This is a genomic window from Cobetia sp. (assembly GCF_983723665.1).
Map to the genome: position 1 here is coordinate 1 of NZ_CFDJES010000064.1, position 2,056 is coordinate 2,056.

Consider the following 2,056-nt stretch of genomic DNA (forward strand, 5'->3'; position numbering starts at 1 on the left):
TCGGGAATCGTCTATGAATCGCTGGCTACAGCAACCCCTCATGTGGCTGCGAACCTGGACCACCAGCATCGCCTATCTCCCCAGCATGCTGGCCATGGTCTATACCCTGCTGGGACTGATCTCGGTGATGCCCTCCGGGCTGCCGGACCCTTCCTCGCTGCCCAATAGCGACTTTTTCGAAGCACTGACCTTCAAGCAACATGACACCCCGCGCACCTTGCTGGCGGCGTTGGTCGGCGGCCTGATCTCGCTGATGGTCTTCAGTTTCACCATGGTGATGAGCGTGCTCACCCAGGCCGGCGCGCAGTTCTCCCACAAGCTGCTGCTGGGCCTGGTGACCGAGCGCCACCACCAGCTGGTACTCGGCCACTACCTGGGCAGCCTGCTGTTCCTGCTGGTCAACCTGATGGTGCCCAATACGGGCGACTCCCCGACCCTGTGGCGCTCGCTGGCGGTCTATCTCGGCGTGCTGATGATGGTCAATTGCCTAGGGATGTTCGTCTACTTCATCCATCAGGTCTCGCAGTCGGTGCAGATCAACGCCGTCGCGCGGCGACTGTCCGGCCGCACCCGCCTCTCGCTGGAGCGCCTGCGTCAGCGCAATCGGGACGATGGCTTCTGCGAGCGCGAGGTCAGCCGTGACGACGACCAGTGCCAACTGCTGCGGGCACGCCGGCGCGGCTACATCCAGCAGGTCGACTTCTCGGCGCTGCGCCAGCTGGCCATCAAGCATGACATGGTGGTGCATCTGGATTTCGCGCTGGGCGCCTTCATCGTCAGCGGCATGCCCTTGATGCGCATCGAGTGGCCCAACGGCCTGCCAGAGGGTGCGACGGCTGGGGAAGAACTCGATGAAGAACAGCAGGCCGAGTTGATCAAGAACCTGCGTGCCGCGCTTGGCTATCTGGATGGGGAGTCCGTCGAGGACCTGCACGAGCACGGCCTGACCCAGCTGATGGAAGTCGCCATCAAGGCGCTGTCGCCCGGCATCAATGACCCCGGCACGGCACGGCTGTGCATGCACCAGCTGACGGAGCTGCTCAGCGAGCGCATGTCAGTGCCGCTGTGCAATTGTTGCGTGGATGATCACAAGGCCGTTCGCGTCAGCTGGCAGATGGAGTCCTTCGCAAGCCTCCTCTACCGCTCCATCACTCCGATTCTGCATTATGGCCGTGATGACCTCTCGATCTGTCTGGCCCTGCTGGAGCTGTTGAAGACCCTGTCGCTGATGGGCGCGCAATACGGCCATCTGGTGCTGCTGCAACAGCATGCCGACAAGGTGGTGGAGGCGATTCTCGCCCAGGCCGAATTCGAGGTGGATCGTCGCTTCATCGAACACGGCCTGCAGGCCGGTCACCATCGTCTGAACCTGCCCAGCCCTCAGTGGTGAAAAGGCCAGCGCCTGAACGAGCAACGCCCGCGACGGTCGATCACCATCGCGGGCGTTGCAGTCTGTGAGCCGTACCATTTCTGAATCGTACTATCCGATCACATGACGGCTTGCGGCCTGTTGCCGTCAGTCTGACTCGTGGCAGGGAATCAGAGCCTTACGGCTTGCGGCGGCTCTTGAAGAAGGACACCAGGAACAGCACCAGGAAGATCACGAACAGGACCTTGGCGATGGTCGCTGCGGTGCCGGCGATGCCGCCGAAGCCCAGTACGGCGGCAATGACAGCGACGATCAGAAAGATGATGGCGTAGTTGAGCATGTCAATTCCTTATGTCATGTGAGAATTGTCGCGGCGGAGTCAGCCCCTGACGGATGACGCCTCAGGCGCACTCCAGGGTACTGAAAGCGGCGATCAGGAGGCGCGTCTGCCACCTGACTCGTTATTGCCAAGATGGTAATAAACTAAAGCTTTGTCAACATGATGTCGCACTTCAGTAAAAGAATTTGCCTCAGCCCTTGTGATGGGTTGAAAGCCTGCTCCGTCATCCGCACGTCTTGTCATAGGCACACGATAGGCGGCACTCGGTTGACCGCACGCATGCAGCTCGGGCAGGTGATGTTGCTTGTCGGGTGCCGCTTTACACAGCAAAGACCCCCGTTCGGCGA

The 2,056-nt window shown here is 60.9% G+C and carries 3 protein-coding genes; 1 reads left to right on the top strand and 2 read right to left on the bottom strand.

All coding sequences use genetic code 11. From position 1 onward, the window contains the following. Positions 1-40 precede the first annotated feature (40 nt). Complete coding sequence (locus AC4FAH_RS08265; RefSeq protein WP_159055846.1) at positions 41-1,390, top strand: DUF2254 domain-containing protein; 1,350 nt, start codon at positions 41-43, stop codon at positions 1,388-1,390. 157 nt (positions 1,391-1,547) lie between these two features. On the opposite strand, the gene AC4FAH_RS08270 is transcribed toward AC4FAH_RS08265, so the two are convergent. Together AC4FAH_RS08270 and AC4FAH_RS08275 are read right to left on the bottom strand one after the other, a co-directional pair. After that, entirely contained in the window at positions 1,548-1,709 is a 162-nt protein-coding gene (locus tag AC4FAH_RS08270) for a DUF1328 domain-containing protein (protein ID WP_043331394.1), read from the bottom strand. A gap of 93 nt (positions 1,710-1,802) precedes the next feature. Next, on the bottom strand, positions 1,803-2,056 hold a 254-nt coding region (locus AC4FAH_RS08275; protein ID WP_490245884.1), incomplete at its 5' end, for a hypothetical protein.